This is a genomic window from Rossellomorea sp. FM04394 (assembly GCF_041889765.1).
GTDB classification, from domain to species: domain Bacteria; phylum Bacillota; class Bacilli; order Bacillales; family Bacillaceae_B; genus Rossellomorea; species Rossellomorea aquimaris_B.
Map to the genome: position 1 here is coordinate 1,209,980 of NZ_CP168654.1, position 15,070 is coordinate 1,225,049.

17 protein-coding genes are annotated in these 15,070 nt (G+C 43.3%); 9 read left to right on the plus strand and 8 right to left on the minus strand.

Annotated features, from left to right (window positions below):
- Positions 1–192 precede the first annotated feature (192 nt).
- From ACCB35_RS06000 to ACCB35_RS06010, 3 genes are read left to right on the plus strand one after another with little or no spacing between them, the layout of a single operon-like run.
- Positions 193–1,200 carry a tripartite tricarboxylate transporter substrate binding protein gene (locus ACCB35_RS06000; protein ID WP_374056968.1) on the plus strand — a complete coding sequence of 336 codons (1,008 nt, stop codon included), beginning with the start codon at positions 193–195 and terminating at the stop codon, positions 1,198–1,200.
- Between the two features lie 56 nt (positions 1,201–1,256).
- Positions 1,257–1,715, plus strand: coding sequence for a tripartite tricarboxylate transporter TctB family protein (locus tag ACCB35_RS06005; protein WP_374056191.1), 459 nt, complete (start codon positions 1,257–1,259; stop codon positions 1,713–1,715).
- A 12-nt stretch (positions 1,716–1,727) separates the two neighbouring features.
- Entirely contained in the window at positions 1,728–3,242 is a 1,515-nt protein-coding gene (locus tag ACCB35_RS06010; protein ID WP_374056192.1) for a tripartite tricarboxylate transporter permease, read from the plus strand.
- A 45-nt stretch (positions 3,243–3,287) separates the two neighbouring features.
- Here the strand turns inward: ACCB35_RS06010 and ACCB35_RS06015 are convergent, their stop codons facing one another.
- Positions 3,288–3,983, minus strand: coding sequence for a response regulator (locus ACCB35_RS06015; protein WP_374056193.1), 696 nt, complete (start codon positions 3,981–3,983; stop codon positions 3,288–3,290).
- Positions 3,984–3,995: 12 nt separating this feature from the next.
- On the minus strand, positions 3,996–5,579 hold the full coding sequence (locus ACCB35_RS06020) for an ATP-binding protein (RefSeq protein ID WP_374056194.1): 1,584 nt from the start codon (positions 5,577–5,579) through the stop codon (positions 3,996–3,998).
- Between the two features lie 157 nt (positions 5,580–5,736).
- Here ACCB35_RS06020 and ACCB35_RS06025 point away from each other — a divergent pair, with 157 nt between their 5' ends.
- Complete coding sequence (locus tag ACCB35_RS06025) at positions 5,737–6,144, plus strand: ion channel (protein WP_374056195.1); 408 nt, start codon at positions 5,737–5,739, stop codon at positions 6,142–6,144.
- A gap of 154 nt (positions 6,145–6,298) precedes the next feature.
- On the plus strand, positions 6,299–6,664 hold the full coding sequence (locus tag ACCB35_RS06030) for a YbaN family protein (RefSeq protein ID WP_374056196.1): 366 nt from the start codon (positions 6,299–6,301) through the stop codon (positions 6,662–6,664).
- A gap of 102 nt (positions 6,665–6,766) precedes the next feature.
- Here ACCB35_RS06030 and ACCB35_RS06035 read toward each other — a convergent pair whose 3' ends face one another.
- Entirely contained in the window at positions 6,767–7,213 is a 447-nt protein-coding gene (locus ACCB35_RS06035; RefSeq protein ID WP_374056197.1) for a hypothetical protein, read from the minus strand.
- Positions 7,214–7,223: 10 nt separating this feature from the next.
- Positions 7,224–7,562 (minus strand): ASCH domain-containing protein, encoded by a 339-nt coding sequence (locus ACCB35_RS06040; RefSeq protein WP_374056198.1) that lies wholly within the window; start codon positions 7,560–7,562, stop codon positions 7,224–7,226.
- Positions 7,563–7,723: 161 nt separating this feature from the next.
- On the opposite strand from ACCB35_RS06040, the gene ACCB35_RS06045 reads away from it, so the two are divergent.
- The 4 genes from ACCB35_RS06045 (at position 7,724) to ACCB35_RS06060 (ending at position 10,792) form a co-directional block, all read left to right on the plus strand.
- A complete protein-coding gene (locus tag ACCB35_RS06045) occupies positions 7,724–8,662 on the plus strand; it encodes a DMT family transporter (protein ID WP_374056199.1) in 939 nt (312 codons plus the stop codon).
- A gap of 550 nt (positions 8,663–9,212) precedes the next feature.
- On the plus strand, positions 9,213–9,761 hold the full coding sequence (locus ACCB35_RS06050; RefSeq protein WP_374056200.1) for a DUF3189 family protein: 549 nt from the start codon (positions 9,213–9,215) through the stop codon (positions 9,759–9,761).
- Positions 9,762–9,871: 110 nt separating this feature from the next.
- Complete coding sequence (locus tag ACCB35_RS06055; RefSeq protein WP_374056201.1) at positions 9,872–10,015, plus strand: hypothetical protein; 144 nt, start codon at positions 9,872–9,874, stop codon at positions 10,013–10,015.
- Positions 10,016–10,156: 141 nt separating this feature from the next.
- Positions 10,157–10,792, plus strand: a complete 636-nt coding sequence (locus tag ACCB35_RS06060) for an FMN-dependent NADH-azoreductase (RefSeq protein ID WP_374056202.1) — start codon at positions 10,157–10,159, stop codon at positions 10,790–10,792.
- A gap of 41 nt (positions 10,793–10,833) precedes the next feature.
- On the opposite strand, the gene ACCB35_RS06065 is transcribed toward ACCB35_RS06060, so the two are convergent.
- The 4 genes from ACCB35_RS06065 to ACCB35_RS06080 form a co-directional block, all read right to left on the minus strand.
- Positions 10,834–12,108 carry an MFS transporter gene (locus tag ACCB35_RS06065; RefSeq protein WP_374056203.1) on the minus strand — a complete coding sequence of 425 codons (1,275 nt, stop codon included), beginning with the start codon at positions 12,106–12,108 and terminating at the stop codon, positions 10,834–10,836.
- A 33-nt stretch (positions 12,109–12,141) separates the two neighbouring features.
- On the minus strand, positions 12,142–13,437 hold the full coding sequence (locus ACCB35_RS06070) for an alkaline phosphatase family protein (protein WP_374056204.1): 1,296 nt from the start codon (positions 13,435–13,437) through the stop codon (positions 12,142–12,144).
- Between the two features lie 172 nt (positions 13,438–13,609).
- Entirely contained in the window at positions 13,610–14,401 is a 792-nt protein-coding gene (locus ACCB35_RS06075; protein WP_374056205.1) for a polymer-forming cytoskeletal protein, read from the minus strand.
- A 25-nt stretch (positions 14,402–14,426) separates the two neighbouring features.
- Positions 14,427–15,062, minus strand: a complete 636-nt coding sequence (locus ACCB35_RS06080; protein ID WP_374056206.1) for a DUF4004 family protein — start codon at positions 15,060–15,062, stop codon at positions 14,427–14,429.
- Positions 15,063–15,070 lie beyond the last annotated feature (8 nt).

Genomic DNA, 15,070 nt, shown 5'->3' on the forward strand with positions numbered 1-15,070 from the left:
TGAAGCCAGGTTTTTATTTTGCAAGTGTTTCAAATAAAAATGTTTTCTTTTTATATTATCCGTGAACTTTATGTCCAAAATACCCACAAAGTTTCTTTTGCCGCTTATTTACGATTTATTCTAATAAGTTTCTGAATTTTCTATAATGAAAGCGTTATCAATAATAATCAGAGGGGGAAATGGTTGATGAAAATGAAAACAGGTATCATGGCTATTCTTTTATCAAGTTTACTAGTCGTAACCACTGCATGTGGGGGCTCCGATTCTGCAAGTAATGCCGAAAGTGATGGAAAGTGGACACCTTCTAAACCAATTGAAGTAGTTGCTCCTGCTGGTGCCGGCGGAGGATGGGATACGACAGCCAGGACCGTTTCAAAGGTGATGGAGGAACAGAAAATCATTGAAGAGCGCATGGCTGTAGTCAATAAACCGGGTGGCGGCGGTTCAGTCGGCTGGTCATATATTAATAGTAAAAAAGGAGATAACCACACGATGTTCGTCACGTCTCCACCGATGTTCTTTGTCCCGCTTAATGGACAGTCGTCATTGTCTCATGAAGATTTTACACCTATAGCCGGGGTGATCGCTGACTATGCAGCCTTCGTTGTAGACGCGGATTCACCTTACGATACGATGAATGACCTTGTCGATGCATTAAAAAAGGACCCGGCATCAGTATCCATCGTAGGGGTTTCTTCACCGGGAAGCATGGATCATATGCAGTTCGTAAAAGCTGTGAAGGCAGCAGGTGTCGACGTTAAAAAGCTGAAATATGTTTCCGCTCAAGACGGATCCGGAATGAGCATGCTCCTCGGAGGAAAAGTGGATGTGTACTCGACAGGCCTTGCGGAAGCTTCTGAACAAGCCCGTGCAGGCAAGGTGAAGGTTCTTGCGATTACAGCTCCCGAACGTTTGGAAGGAGATACGGTTTCAGAGTTCCCGACGTTAAAAGAACAGGGGATTGATGATGAATTTGTTGTTTGGCGTGGATTCTTAGGTCCAAAGGATATGGATCCCGATGCCGTTGCTTATTATGAGAAAGCGTTTAAAGACATGAGTGAAACGGAACAGTGGAAGGAAATGCGGGACAAGTTTGGCTGGACGGACAATTACATGTCTTCAGAAGAGTTCAGTGATTTCCTGGATGAAGAGTACAAAGAAATTGAAGCATTAATGGAGGAAATCGGTTTGAAAAAATAATGGGATCCGGGGCAGAAACATCTGCTCCTTCCTTTTCATGATTAGGAGTGAATCACATGAGGACAAAACCAGATCGGATCATCTCAATACTTTTACTAGTTTTTGCCGGCATCTATTTAGCTCTCAGTTTTCAGCTTCCCGCATTTCCATACGCCATTATCGATAGTGACGTCCTTCCGAAAGGGCTTGGCTTCCTGCTCATTATTTTAGCGGTTGTTTTGTTCTTCCAGGCGAAGGATGATACGGAAGAAGATAGGAAAAGACGTTATGTGAAAAAAGAAGATGTCATCATTTTGTTATCGGTATTAGGAGCACTGCTCGTATATATTTTTTTACTGGAACCGATCGGATTTTTATTATCTACTATTCTATTTTTGTTAGTCATCCCATTTGTATTGGGATTTAAAAAGAAGCTCACTACCGTATTAGTGGCCTTTCTGTTTTCAAGCATCATGTATTATTCTTTTAACTATTTACTCAACATTACATTACCACAGGGGATTCTACCCTTTTAGGAGGTGACGGGCATGATTGAAAGTATATTATATGGTTTTCAAGTAGCTTTCACCCCGGAAAACTTATTTTTCGCATTTATTGGGGTATTGGCTGGTACGATTATCGGGATGCTTCCTGGATTGGGTCCGATCAGCGCCATTGCGATCATGATTCCCCTTAGTTATGGGATGTCTCCGGCTTCCGCCTTGATTCTGATGGCAGGGGTTTATTACGGTGCTGTGTTCGGTGGATCTACTTCTTCGATTCTATTAAATGCGCCTGGTATATCAGGGACTGTCGCAACAGCATTTGACGGATATCCAATGGCAAAGCAGGGGAAGGCAGGCAAAGCCCTCGCCATAGCGGCCATATCGTCTTTCGCAGGTGGAACGATAAGTGTGGTGGCACTTATGCTGGTCGCCCCTTATATGGCTAAGCTTGCAATTACGTTTGGCCCTACTGAGTATTTCGCTCTGATGCTTCTTGGCCTGACAGCGATATCGAGTTTATCTGAAGGTTCCACCAATAAAGCACTGATCTCGGCGACGATGGGATTGATCATCGCAACTGTCGGGATTGATCAACAAACAGGTACACAGCGTTTCACATTCGGAAACCCGGGGTTATTAGAGGGGATCGACTTTCTGATTATTGCTTTAGGGTTATTTGCATTATCCGAGGTTTGTCAATTAATTATCTCACGGAATGAAAATACATTGAAAGGGAAGAGTGCTGTTGGAAGTTTAAAGCTTGAGAAGAAGGAATTAAAGGAGATGGCAGGCCCGATTGGCCGTCATTCCGTCCTTGGCTTTATTCTGGGAGTCCTGCCTGGAGCAGGGGCAACGATCGCTTCATTCCTTTCCTATATTTCAGAGAAGCGTTTATCCAAAGATCCATCTTCCTTTGGAAAAGGGAATATCAAGGGACTTGCCGCTCCTGAAACATCCAATAATGCTGCGACAAGCGGGGCATTTGTTCCGTTATTAACTTTAGGTATACCAGGGTCTGGAACGACTGCTGTATTACTGGGTGCCTTACTTGTTGTAGGGGTGCAGCCCGGTCCATTGATGCTTCAGGATCACCCCGACGTATTCTGGGGAGTCATCGCAAGTATGTATATCGGGAACCTTTTTCTCTTGATCCTTAACTTACCCCTTATCCCGGTACTGGCAAAAATCTTATATATTCCGAAGCAGCTCTTGATCGCCTTGATCATTGTGTTCTGTTTAATAGGGGTATACGCAGTCAGCTTCAATACGTTCCATCTGTACTTGCTTGTAGGATTTGGCGTGTTAGGCTACTTATTGAAAATGTTCAAATTCCCTGCTCCACCATTTATTCTTGCGTTTATTCTGGGTGGAATGATGGAGCAATCGTTCAGACAGGCGATGACGATTTCAAACGGGTCTTACAGTGTGTTTTTTCAAAGTAATATCACCATCGGATTACTGATTGTTTCATTCCTTTCCCTTGTTCTGCCTACCATCTTAGGATTTACGAGAAGAGGGAAGGCTACGGAAGCTCAGGATCTGAAAAAAGAAGCATAATCAATAGAAAAGCAGTGAAGGCCCCAGAACCTCACTGCTTTTCTATTATTTTTGAAAGAAATATTTTCTCTGGGGTCTCCCGACACCTCCATATGTAAGCTCCACTTTAATCTTCTTTTGTGAAACAAGATACTCCAGGTAGCGTCTGGCCGTTGTACGGGTCACGCCGACTTCCCCTGCCATTTCCTCAGCCGTAAAACCTTGACCGTGATCGGTGTTTGCTATCCTTTTGAGTATGGAATCCAATGTAATCGTATCGATCCCTTTCGGCGGTTGTTGGACGGTTTGAATAGTACTCGTGCTTTTCTTTCTATTAAATAGGTTATCCACTTCATGTTGGCTTTCGACTTGAGAATCGTTCATTCTTTCTTTATACTGTTGATATTTTAGTAGAGTATCCTGAAATCGGTTAAAGATAATGGGTTTCAGAATATAATCGAATGCCCCGCCACGGATGGCATTGGAGATATGTTCCGTTTCCTTTGCCGCTGTGACCAGGATGACGTCCGTGCTGCGATAATGCTTTCTGATCTCCCATAAAAAGTCACTCCCGGTTCCATCAGGAAAGTAGACGTCAAGTAAGATTAAGTCAGGTTTAATGACGGGTAAAACCTTTTTTGCTTCTTCAATGGTAGTGGCGATTCCGCCAACCTGAAATCTGTCCAATTGGGCGATATACTGACCGTTGATTTCAGCTGTTTGAATATCATCTTCTATAATGAGTACGTTCCACTTACGCAATACTTTCTCCCCCTAATGTTGCTTTGGAATACTGACGGTAAACAAAGCTCCCCCAAGTTCACTATCTTCCACTGTCATGTACCCGTTCAGATGCTCCACACTTCTTTGCACCAGGTGAAGTCCGATGCCCCTGTCTTTGCCGGCTTTTGTAGAATAGCCCCTTTCAAATACAGAGTCTATATCCCGGATTCCCGCACCGCTGTCTTCAATTTCAAAAATAAAATCATCACCTAAATCAGTCATAAACAATTGAACCCGCCTATTATGCAATGGCTGGGATAAGACTTCTTCAAAGGCATTATCAAGGATATTCCCTATGATGGTAATCAATTTTTCCTGCTGCACATCTATAAGTGGCGTTGTAATTGAACTATCAGGATGAATCGAGAAAGAGACCTTCAACTCTTGAGAGCGATTATATTTCCCAATGATCAGCCCTGCCAGGACAGGATCAGGAACCGCTTTCCATAGAAATTGAATTAAGTCTTCATATCCAGAGGATTCCTCCTGTATGAGGGCTAATGCCTCTTCGTGATGATGAAGTTGAATGAGACCTGCAATCGTATTCAGTTTGTTCCTGTATTCATGTGTCTGTGAGCGCAATATGCCTGCATATTCCTGCACCTGGGAAAGTTCCTTAGTGAGCTGATCGATTTCATCTTTTCTCCTGAAGCTGGCTACCACCCCGACGATTTTTTCCTCTTCAAAAATAGGGAGCCTGTTGACGATGAGATCATGATGATTCAACGAAATCTCATCATCCAGCTGGCTTTCCCGCGTTTTTAGAACATCCATCATTTTCGTATCGGGAATGACTTCCAGAATATGTCTCCCTCTATTGGAGGTTTGATGATCAAGAGCCAGGATACTGTGTGCCTTCGCGTTTATCTCAGTAATCGATCCGTATTGATTGATCGCGATGATTCCCTCTCGGACCGATTCGATGATCGCCCGTTTTTCCTTGAACTGCATGGCAATTTCAGCAGGCTCCAAACCGAAGATCGCTTTTTTAATTCCTTTCCCAATAAAAAAGGAGCCGATGATTCCGATTAATAGGATGACGGTGACGAGTAACAGTACCTTAGTACGATAGGGAACGACGATGTCGTGGATACTGTCTTCAAGAAATCCGACTGACACCAGCCCAATGATGTCGTTTTGGGCGTTTCTTATGGGGACCTTACCTCTAACAGATGGTCCAAGTGATCCCGTTGCATGAGAAACATAAGATTCACCCCTTATTAAGGCTCTTTCATTGTCTCCACCGACCATCTTTTTCCCGAGCCGTTCAGACATGGGATGAGAGTAGCGGACAGAGTCTCTATTGCCGACAACAATAAAGGTTGCCCCTGTTTCTTTTCGAATATCTTCTACCAAGGGCTGGATGATCTCTTCCGGCTGATTAGCATTAAATGCCTCGATGACAGCCGGCATCTTGGAAACAGATTGTGCCACGGCAAGTGCTTGTTTCCCTTTCAAGTCCGTTAATGTATCGGACAACATCCTGAAAAAGATGATGGACAGGGATAAAATCAATAATGAAAGAAGTGCTAATACAATAACGATAATTTTGGATTGAAGTGAGAACTTTTTCATTGCGGGTTCCTTCTTTTCGGAAAATTCTATTATTACTAGAATAAAAGAGTTGATGGGTTTGTACAAGGGGAGACGAGAATCTACTATAGATGAGTTTTAAACATACAACACGTGGTATATGAAAAATAGTACATGAAAGAGGAGGATTCACAACGTTTTGGCAAGTATCGTCACAATCGGAGCCATCATATTCATACTGGTAAACTTAATCTATTTCTTTAAGGATAAGCATTTCAAATACAGTTATTTTAGTACAACGCTATTTTATAAGCTGTTTTTCGTACTTCTCGGTATCATGATTGCATTTGCTGTCCTCTATTATGCCCTGTCAATTGATAATCCGATGCTGCGTGTCAGTTCACCCAGTGGCAAGCCGGTGGAGCATACATTTCTCAATTATCTCTATTATAGCGGGGTGACGATCCTTTCCGTCGGGTACGGAGACTATATCCCGACAGGCCATATCCGATTCTTTGCACTGCTTGAAGCAGCTATCGGATTGCTGCTTCCGACGGCTTATTTTATGAAGGTTTTGGAGTCAAAGGGTAAAGGGAAAAGAGAATAGGGGAATGAATAGAAGAGGGGATCTGATTTTGGTGAGAGTGTGCTGCATCAAGGTCAGGTTCTTTTTGTTTCTTGAAAGCTTCAATCATCATCAATAGAATAGAGAGGGAACGAACGGGTAAAAGGGAGTGGCCGTAATAAAGAAGATTAAGAAAATGATTTATATATTAGCAGGTTTTTTATTTATGGGAATCGGGGTTGTAGGCATCGTGCTGCCGCTAATCCCGACAACTCCATTACTATTGTTGGCATCCTTTTTCTTTGTGAGGGGATCCGAACGATTTGAAGTCTGGTTTAAAGGAACCAGTGTGTATAAGAAGCATTTAGAAGGCTTTATTCGTCATCGATCAATGACACTGCGCCAGAAGATTACGCTACTTGTTTTTTCTGACATCATGATTCTCATACCGCTGATTTTATCGGATAGTCTGATTGTTAAGGTGATCCTGAGTTTGATCATTGTGTATAAGTATTATTATTTTATTTTTAAGATAAGGACTGTAGCAGTCCGGAGGGGTTGATGGTGATGGATCTCATAGACTAGTTAGATTATCCTCAAAAATAGCGTGTACCAGGTACAAATGATATCCATTTTACCAGGTACACGCTATGAGTCGACTCCATTACATCCACAAATTCGGCTTCACGACCATAAACCACAGCATAGCCAGTAAAAGGATTAGATATATCCAAACGGTCCGATTCAGTTTCCCAACCAGCCCTTCGCGGTCGGCGTCCTTCTCTGCAAACTTCCGTAGTGTCGGTGAGAACGCCCTTGCGAGAAAGAACAGGGAGCAGAACATGATGACCAGGGTCATGATGATCCACGGTGTAGTCCACGTCCAAGATCCGAGCAGAACCAGGAGGATTCCTGTCCCGACGAGCACGTGTCCCGCATGCTTGGAAAGTCGGACAGTGAAGCGGAACGTGTCCAAGTACGAAGGAAGGACGGACTCAGAAGCGGTCCGTAATTTTTTCATCATCGGCAATAGGATGAAGAATGGGCCGATGGAAGCCACGACGCTGATCACATGAAGGTAGATGAGCGTTCTGTAAAATAAATACTCCATCCGTCGTACTCTATTCGTTCACTAATGTGAATTCATGAACCCATACTTTCATGCTGGGGTGCCATGGCATGCCGGGGTGATAAGAGAGGATCGTTTCTTTATACTCCTCCACCGTATTAAAGCCTTCCTGCTTGGCATGATCATCTGTCAGCTCACCAAGTGATTGGGAGTAGACGCTTTCTACTATGTATTTCTTCCCTTGAAGCTCCATGATTTCTCCAATATCAGCGTATCTTCCGTTTCTTCGGGTTGCCGTTTTCTCACCCTTAATCACTTTCTCAACGTCCTCAGCTTTAGTAACCAGACGGTCGATTGTACACGTTTTTGGCGGTAATTGTTGATTTGTCACTATTAAAACCCCTTTCAACCTTTACTATAGCATAGTCCGGGTTAAGGAAGAATGTCGTGTGCTAAAATTGTTTCACGAATCGAATTAATTTTCTGGCAGAGAACGTCACCCGGTGCTATGATGGGGGAATACTAAATACAGAAAGAAGGCCTCAGGGAGAAGTGAAAAAGTGGCAAACATATTTGATACTTGTGTTCATCATGTTGATTTGGGGCTTTAATGTCCCTGCATTAAAGGTATTGGTGAGTGAATTCACACCTGTAACGATTACATCCCTTCGCATCTTAACGGCAGGGATTACCGTATTTATCATTCTTGGTATCATGGGGAAAATTAGAAAACCAACGGCCAAAGAGTTCTTGTTCATTATCTCGGGTGGATTGTTGAATGTCGTCAGTCATCATTACTTCTTATCGGTTGGTTTAACAGGCACTTCGTCGACAAATGGTGGTCTCATATTGGGAACCGGTCCGTTGTTGACGGCTTTAATGGCGACGATCATCCTTCGAAACCGGCCTACGGTGATTAAAATCCTCGGGTTTCTATCCGGGAGTGTCGGGGTTACGATCATAGTGTTGTCGGGGGGAGAGGGATTAGGCGGACTAAAGACCGGGGATCTGTTTATCTTTATCTCCATCTTTTCACAGGCCTTAAGTTTCATTATCATCAGCAGGGCAGCCAAAACGTTGGACCCCCGATTACTTACGGGGTATATGATGGTGTTCGGCTCCATTGTCTTGTTTGCGATTAGTTTGGTTACAGAACCGGGGGCATTAAAAGAACTGGGAAGTGCAACAGGATCCATATGGCTTTTATTCTTTGCCTCTGCCATTTTAGCAACGGCAGTAGGGCACATGATTTACAACCATTCGATTGGAAAAATTGGAGCAGCCGAAACATCGATCTTCCTGAATCTCAATACCTTCTTCTCCCTCGTAGGAGCAGCCATTTTTCTTAATGAAACCGTGACGATTTACCACCTGATCGGATTGGTATTCATCGTGCTTGGAGTCGTATGCGGATCCGGTACCCTTGAAGAGATCGTCATCAGAAGAAAACAAAAAAGATTCCTAAAAGAAAAACAGAGCCATCAGATGTAGATGGCGCTGTTTTTTATTAGGCTCTTTTCGTAAAGATTGTTGCTTTTAACATAAGGGTCTGCTTGAGCTCTGCCAATCAGCATCTTTAAAAGATTTTTTGTGACAGAGCTTCAACATGCGTAATAAAACCATGTAACTAGAAAAAATAATTCTTCTTTTATAAAAGGGAAAGTAAACCCTACTCTTAAGTAAGGTTGTTTGCTAAAATTCTTGTTTTTATTGATACCCCTTAAGGATACCTGCTCAGAAAGTTGATTGGAGCGGAAGGGTGCTCGACTCCTGCGGGAATAGCTGGACAGGTGAGACCCCGGAGGCGCAGCCGAGGAGGCTCACCGCCAGCCCCGCGGAAAGCGAGCATCCTGGAGCGGAAATCAACTACTACATTCTTCATTAAGATAACCACAAACTTTGCGAAAAGAGCCTTTTTTAACGGGATAATCATTCGGTAGACACAGGGGAATATAAAAACTACCTGTAAATGGCAATGTGGATAGTCCTCTTTCTTTCTGCCCATACTGAAGGAAAAAGGTATCTCCGATAGGGTGGTTCAATGATATACATTTACAATGATTTTGGCGGGACTCATACAACCTCTCTTGCAGCAGCATATCACCTGCACATTCTAAAGCCTTCAAAGAGCCCATTAACTAAGAACGTCATCCTCAATATTCCCTACTTCAACCAGCTGACGAAAAAAGAGGCCGGGCAAATCCTTTTTCGCGGGATGGACGAAGAGAATAACCCCGTGTATACAATAGGAAGGAGATCATCAAAGTATGTCGTACCGGCACTGACTGATTTGAGTACCATCCTGCTTAGAAGATACGGAGAAAAGGAGAAAGTCATCATTTCCAACACCTCGCCGACTGTTCCTCCCCTCATGACCGCCGGGGGATTCCTTTCCAGGGAGCTTGGAATCGATTGGATCGGTGTTCCCCTACTTGTGAAGGGGGCACAGCAATGTCACGACCTTATTTATCACCTCGTTAGGGAAACGAAACAAGCGGCCAAAGCTTCCCATGAGCAGGTAGTTGTATTGGAAAATAAAAAATATCAATATAAAATTGGGAAAAAGGATATATTCTGGAAGAATAAATAGTATAATAAGTAGAAACTACTGGGTAAAAGGTCTGTCTGCAGACAACTTGGCACGAACTGAATAGACCTGTACATAAAGGTAATACTACAGTAAAAACGGAGGTGCCGACATTGGAAGGTAAACCATTTCACTTTGATGGCAGTCACCATTTCGCAGCAGGAGAAACACTAGAGAACACTCCATTTGAACTAACAGACGAAATGAGAAAAAATATCGGGGGAAACCCCTTTGAAGCGGTCCGGGAAGAAGAGTAGTAATCATTAAATCGCATCAAGAATTGGATGTTGTCCATCAGACAGCATTCTTTTTTTGTTTATATCAGCGAAACTTGGATAATTCCATCTTTTTTTCACAAAATAATACGGCGAATATTATGAGAAAAGGATGGATGAAGAATGGCACAAGTATTGTATATTACGGCACATCCCCATGATGATACACAATCATACAGCATGGCGGTAGCAAAAGCATTTATGGATACATATAAAGAAGTGAATCCTGACGATCAAGTGGTTCACATCGATCTGTACCGTGAACATATTCCCCATATAGACGCTGATGTGTTTAGTGGATGGGGGAAGCTGCAAACGGGAAAAGGATTTGAGGAGCTTTCATCAGAAGAAAAGTCGAAAGTGAATCGCCTCAATGAGTTATCAGAACAGTTTATTTCTGCTGATAAATATGTGTTCGTTACACCATTATGGAACTTTTCCTTCCCACCGGTGATGAAGGCGTATATCGACTCTGTGGCAGTTGCCGGTAAATCGTTTAAGTATACAGAGCAGGGACCTGTAGGATTACTGACAGACAAGAAAGCGATTCATATCCAGGCAAGAGGCGGGGTTTACTCAGAAGGACCTGCAGCCGGCATGGAAATGGGTCATCGTTATCTGGACATCATCATGCAATTTTTCGGTGTACCTTCCTTCGAGGGTGTATTTGTGGAGGGGCATGCGGCGATGCCTGATAAAGCACAAGAGATCAAAGAGAATGCCATTTCAAGGGCGAAGGATGCCGCTCATACATTTTAAACAAAGGGGAGAGCCTGAACAGATGCGTTCAGGCTCTCTTTTTATACAATAGTAGGCTTCTCAATCTCAGCTCCTTTTGGCTCAGGGACGAAGGCAAGAATGACAAGTCCGATGATGAAGAGGACGACGAGACTGAAAACACCGCTATTGGACTCGCCTGTCACCTGGGCGGTCACTGCCACTAACAAAGGTCCCAGGATCGAGGCGAATTTACCAAAGATATTATAAAAACCGAAAAATTCATTTGCGTTCTTCTTGGGGATTAATTTTGCAAAGTAAGCCCGACTAAGTGCCTGTATGCCACCTTGGGAAGAAGCAACGAGCATTGCAAGGATCCAGAAGTCCATTGTGGTCTCCAGGAAGTAAGCGTAAATGCAAACGATGATATAAACGAAAATTCCTACATACAGCATCTTTTTTCCCGTGAATTTCTCTGCAAGCCTCCCGTAAAGAATAGCAAAAGGTCCGGCCACCACCTGGGTAACGAACAGGATGATCAAGAGATTAGTGGATGTGATCCCGAGGTCCGTTCCGTAGGCAGTGGACATCGTAATGATGGTGCCGACTCCGTCGATATAAAAGAAATAAGCAAGAAGAAACAAAAATAATGCACGGTATTTCCTGATTTCTTTCATCGTTCTACCTAGACGCTTAAAGCTATTGGCAACGGGGTTCTTTTCACGCTCGATAAAGTAGCGCTGGTGGACATTTTTTAGTAATGGAATGGCGAATAGTCCCCACCATAAAGCGGTAATGATGAACGCGATTTTACTCGCAATGGTAACTGAGAAAGGAAGTACCCCATTTTGAGACAATATGATGATGGCAATACTTATGATAAAAGGAATCGTGCTTCCGATGTAGCCGAATCCAAATCCACGGGATGACACCCGGTTCATCCGTTCTTCTGTCGTTACGTCAGTTAAAAAGGCATCATAGAAAACATTGGAGCCTGCTGAACCGACCGCTGCCACTGTATAAAAAATTAACAGAAGCAACCACTGATCACTTGGAACGAAAGCAAGCAGGGCAGTGAATATGACACCCAGGGCAAAGAAGAAGGTAAAGAATTTCTTCTTGTACCCTTCATAATCGGCAATCGTTCCGAGAATCGGACCGATCATAGCGAGAATAAAGGTGGCAATCGCAATGGTGTACCCTAAGTAAGCAGTGGAATTGGCGGCACTGACCCCTGCATTAGTAGCGGCAGCCTTATAAAATAGTGGAAAGACTGCGGTCGAAATGATGATGGAATACGCTGAATTTGCCCAATCATAAAAGATCCAGCTACTTTCTTCTTTTGAAAAACGCTTCATTTTTCTTCCCCCTAAGGAAACAAAGTCTTTTCTTTATATATCCAGCAATTCTTCGATCACTTTTCCATCTGTTACACCCAGGTTAAGGCCCAGAAGGCGTGCAAGTGTTGGGCCTTCATCGACTAAATGCATAAATGGAATTTCAACATTTGACCGGATGCCTTTTCCGGAAGCCATGAAGATGGTGGAGTAGTCTTCTTTGTCAGGAGAATATCCGTGAGATCCATACGTATAACGCTTTTCATCCACATCCTCCGGGGTGATGACATGAATGAAGGATCCTGCTAATGTATCTTTAAAGTAAAAACCGTGTCGTGCTTCGAGCATGAACGAACAATGTTCATCGGCTCCTTTTCTCCCGGCTTCTTCCCCAGTGAGTATGTCTTCAATTCCGTTAGAAGGGTCCATTTGCAGTTGCTGCAACAGGGTTTGAACGGCATGTTTCGTTTCAGTATCCTTCACGTACACATAGGCAGAGCCATCACATCCTTTGCAATATGCTTTCCAGTCGATGACTTTTCCATGGTCATTCACTGTGATCAACCCATTTTCCTTTAAAAGAACGTTTAATTGTATAGCCTTTGATTCATCCAACGCACTATGATCCCCAAGAGCGACAATCGTAGACTCTTCATAGATGCCGTTGTCCTTCAATGCTTTCATGATTCTTCCCAAACGGGCATCATGGCGGCGTATGGCCGCATGTGCTTCTCCTGAAGAAAACCCATGGTAATGGCGCTGTGTATCAAGATCCGTAAAATGCACAAGTAATAGGTTGGGCTTCTTTTTGATCGTGTCAACCGTCGATTCCAGAACGAAATCATCAAGTTCAGGTTGATTCAGACCTTCCCGTATGTGACCGAAGAGACGATTCATGTGTAATTGATAGAGAGGACTTCCATTGAAAAGGGAAACAAGGATTTGATTATGCCATGGCCGATTGGCGAAGATTTCGGGCATGTTATAATCAATGTCCGCTTTCGCAGTCACAGGCCAAAGTAGAGCGGCAGTGGTCATACCTGCTTTCTTGGCTTCGTCATACATAGTGGTGCTCTTTATATGTCGTCGATGCCAGTACCAATCCGGGGAAACCCGGCCGGGCTGAATGAGAGTATTATTCACAACACCGTGACGATTGGGAAGCTTACCGGTGACAATGGTGGCGTGACAAGGATATGTCACAGAAGGATAAATGGTCTCAACATTTTTGCAAAAGGACCCTTTGGCAAGCAGTTCTTGGAAGTGAGGAAGACCTTTTAGAGTGGGGTAATCCAAAGCAGATAAACAATCGAAAGATATGACAATCAGATGATCGGTAAGACGAGTCATAATGGCCTCCAGCTATCAAGTAGGATTGTACTATATACCTATTAATATAGCAGAACATTCAGAATAAAAATATGAAATTTCGATTATGCATGTTAATGAATCGTAAAGACGGAGATTTACATAAAAAAACAGAGATGATTAAACCCATCCCTGTGCTTAGTTAAACGATCATTTAAATCTTCACTTTTTCCCCGATTCGACTATTTTGCTTCATATCCAGGCTGCCTGAATATTCAACCGCATCAATGTCACAATTCTCACCGATCACAACATTCTTACCACGGACCAGTTTCGCCTTCGTGTTCTCAAGAAACACCTCGTCACCTTCGATCAGTTCTGAATATAAGTAATCCTCCTTTTGGAGAAGGAAGTTCACCATCTGTTTAATCAGTCCGTTGGAATTATGATGAGTCACCGCAATCGTTTCGCCACCGATTTCTTTAATCGAGGATTCATGATTGATTTCGATTTGAATCCGGTCAGCGTTGAGCAGCCCCTCGATATGGACCGAGCCGGAAGATGAGAAGGCTTCGACTTCACAATCCTTTTCTACTCTTAAAGAGCCGCTTGCTTTAATCGATCCCCCTTGGATCTTTCCTCCGACCTTACATGAACCGCTCACCTTGAATGTCTTAAAGATAAGGTCTTTCAATACTTTGCTTGAACCACTTGTGTTCATTTCAGCAGCCATCACCGAGCCTTCATATTTGGAGCTTCCACTTGTTGTAATCGTTTCTGCTTTTGTATCACCTTTAATGGTGGAAGAACCGCTCGTTTTAATGTATCCAGCTTTTACATCACCTGTAATCGTACCGGAACCCGAAATTTTAAGCTCGTGGCAGTCGATGTCGCCGGCGATTTTTCCACTTCCACTGATCTTTACGGCATCAAATCTTCCTCCGCCGGACGTACCGGATCCACTGATCTTCAAGTCATGCAGTTCCTTCTTTTCCACTGTATTCATCCATTTCTCCTCCAGTTCAGGGACGTTAGATCCCATTCGTATTCGTTAACGTCATTTTCAATTCTTCCATCATTTGCTGTAAATCGAATCTCAACACGACCTGAGCCAAATGGTCCACCAGAAAGTCTGAAGGGAGGGGCAGCAGTATCCACATATATGCCTCTCCTTTTCGGATACCGATAAGTTCAAGGGAAGATTCTTTAAGTGGAGTGAACTTCTCATGAAGAAAGAGAAATAAGGTTTGCTGATGTTCTTTTGGAACCTGTAACCTTTGTGCCTTCTCTGTAATCATCATATTTAAAATATCGGGGAATTCAAATACGTTTTTCACCCCTAATAGCGATGTACAAAGCGCCAAGGTGTGTTCCGAAAGAAGGTTGTGTGAGCGTAATTCTTCTTCACTGATTTCAATCTTAGTGGGATTGGGGGAAAAGAAATCCGAAAGCTCATCCAAGGAGTAGCCATCTTTCATCTCTTTGATCGTATCGATGCGTGTAAGCATCTTTTCCCTCGGAAAGAACGTTTCCTGACCGGTGTAGCTGGATTTTTTGATAAACCAGCTTTCAGGTATGATATTCTTTCGTTTCCACCGGTAAAGCTGTCCATAGGATATTCCGGTGAGCTCCAATACTTCCTTTTTAGAGATAAGATCTTTGTCCATTGAGGGGT